This window comes from Bifidobacterium sp. M0399, from assembly GCF_016100595.1.
Classification (GTDB): Bacteria; Actinomycetota; Actinomycetes; order Actinomycetales; family Bifidobacteriaceae; genus Bombiscardovia; species Bombiscardovia polysaccharolytica.
The window spans coordinates 1-2,196 of record NZ_JACFSD010000011.1 but is presented as its reverse complement, the minus strand read 5'-3'; the positions used below and the strand labels follow the sequence as shown (position 1 = coordinate 2,196).

Below are 2,196 nucleotides of genomic sequence, written 5' to 3'. Positions count from 1 at the left end.
ACTCTCGAGGCACTAGGCGTACTCAAACCGGTGACCGGTCAGCAAACCAATCATCAAACCGGTCATGACCGGTCATCAGAAACCAATCAGGAAATCACGCGGCTACGCATAGAGAACGCCACCCTAAGAGCAGAGAACGATGGACTCAAACAGCTTCTGTCCGAGCGGGAAAAAGTCGTCAAGCTCCTCGAGCAAAGACCCAAGCATGAACCGTTCTGGACAAAGCTTATGAGACATTCAAAAAAAGAAAATTGATCTCGACAAGTGCCGACGGAAGAAGACGGATTATCCACCGTCAGGTGCAGAGTCAAGAAGCCGAGTTTTCTAGTATAGGTATATAGGTATATAGGGGACACCCTCTCAGCCCTACAGCGAGTAAGGCTGAGAGGGTGTACAGATATTTAAAGCCCCTCAAAACATATTTAAAGCCCCTCAAAACATATTTAAAGCCCCTCGGAATATTCAAAGTACACACCCGAGATATTTAAAGTACACACTTTCCTGCTAGGATATGTATTCAAAGTACACGGCTATTTTTTTGAAAAATCCCCGCACTGTTAGAGCAGCCGGGGACGTGGCCGATCACTGAAAAGGAGTGATTAGCAATGACCGATTCTACCGACATCGAAATCCCGGATGAACCATGGATGTCGCACGCCTTCATCTCCAAGCTCATGACACAGGTGTCACTGCCCTACAGAAGACCCAAGAACGGAATCAAGGAAGTGGTGCGGCGCAACGGCACTCTCACGGCCAAATTCACAGCCACGGGCGACAGCCTGCCATACGGGAAATATCCGCGCCTGTTCGAGATGTACGCCTGCACAATGGTCAAAACCGGCGACCCCAGCTTCGACCCTGAGACGCGCACGTTGAATCTTGGGACGACGTTCCGTGAGTTCCTACGGTTGCTCAACATCGAAATCGGTGGCAGGCAGTTGAAGACCATCAAGCCGCAACTGGATAATCTGTTCAGATGCGCCTACACCATCAGCAACGATACTGATTCGACCTCGAACGGCGTGGCATTCACTGTGGCCACGAAGTGGCAGATCGATTGGCTGCGGAACGAGCCTCAGGAGCGGGGGCTGTTCGAGAACTGGGTGCAGTTCAGCCAGGAATACATCGACTATCTGCGTGACTCACCTGTGCCAGTGGACCTGTCCATCGTGGCCAAACTGAACTCCCCCATGAGCCTGGATGTATATTGGTGGCTCACACGCCGCTACAGCTACCTTCACGAACGCCAGAGCATTACATGGCAGCAGCTGTATAGCCAATTCGGATCAACGAATATCCTGCCGGCATTCAAGCAGAGCTTCCGAAAAGCAGTCTATGACGTTGAATACGTATATCCTCAGGCGCAGATCTTATGCGGGCGCAATTACGTGACAATCTATCCGTCTGAGACTTCTGTGGCCACCACCGCTCAGACGAGACTGGCAAAATCCCGTGATCGATTGGAGCAGAAAGCGGCGAAGCCCACGAAGCGTGACTTAAGCGAAGTCGACATCGGCAACGTGCTCGAGCATATCGACTATGGGGATGACTACCTCGCGGCCAGACGGCACGTCGTCCACGGGCTGAATGCCGGATACCGGGGCGAAGAGATCATCACGGCGTGGAGCACCGGCAAACGCTTCTGAAGCCACTACCGCGGCATTATCAGGCTTGGGCGCCTTACGCCGAGGCTCAGCCGGCCTGAGGGCGCTCAGAAGAACCAGACTGGCCAAGAAACACGTGCACAGCGCCAGTGCGCCTTTAGACGCTGTTGAAGCGATGAAGCAACGGAGCAAGCTATAGAAAATGTGTACACATTTTCATTTTGACGGTCTCTTTCCGAGCCTCGTCGAATCATCTCGACTGACTTCCGGTCACGTCGAGTCGCTCCGCTGGGAGGGCGAATCAGATTCGGTTGGAGTGATCGATTCGGAAGCCCGTTAGTTGCGTAGACTGTCACTATGACCGGTCATGAATCTCACGAATATTCATTCAGAGAAGCGCTGGACATCGTGTCATGCTCGGAGTCAACACTGCGGAGAAAACTGAACGAAAATGGCTCACAACTAGGAGCTACCAAACTCAAAAGAGGCTGGAAAATTCCAGTCGAGACTCTCGAGGCACTAGGCGTACTCAAACCGGTGACCGGTCAGCAAACCAATCATCAAACCGGTCATGACCGGTCATCAGAAACCA

The 2,196-nt window shown here is 52.4% G+C and carries 3 protein-coding genes; all 3 read left to right on the top strand.

Translation table 11 applies throughout. From position 1 onward, the window contains the following. On the top strand, nt 1-255 hold a 255-nt coding region (locus tag H3V09_RS08930), incomplete at its 5' end, for a hypothetical protein (protein WP_198199057.1). A gap of 350 nt (nt 256-605) precedes the next feature. After that, nucleotides 606-1,646, top strand: coding sequence for a replication protein RepA (locus tag H3V09_RS08925; protein WP_198199056.1), 1,041 nt, complete (start codon nt 606-608; stop codon nt 1,644-1,646). 315 nt (nt 1,647-1,961) lie between these two features. Next, nucleotides 1,962-2,196, top strand: a 235-nt coding sequence (locus tag H3V09_RS09065) for a helix-turn-helix domain-containing protein (RefSeq protein WP_232342082.1), incomplete at its 3' end; no start/stop codon positions are given.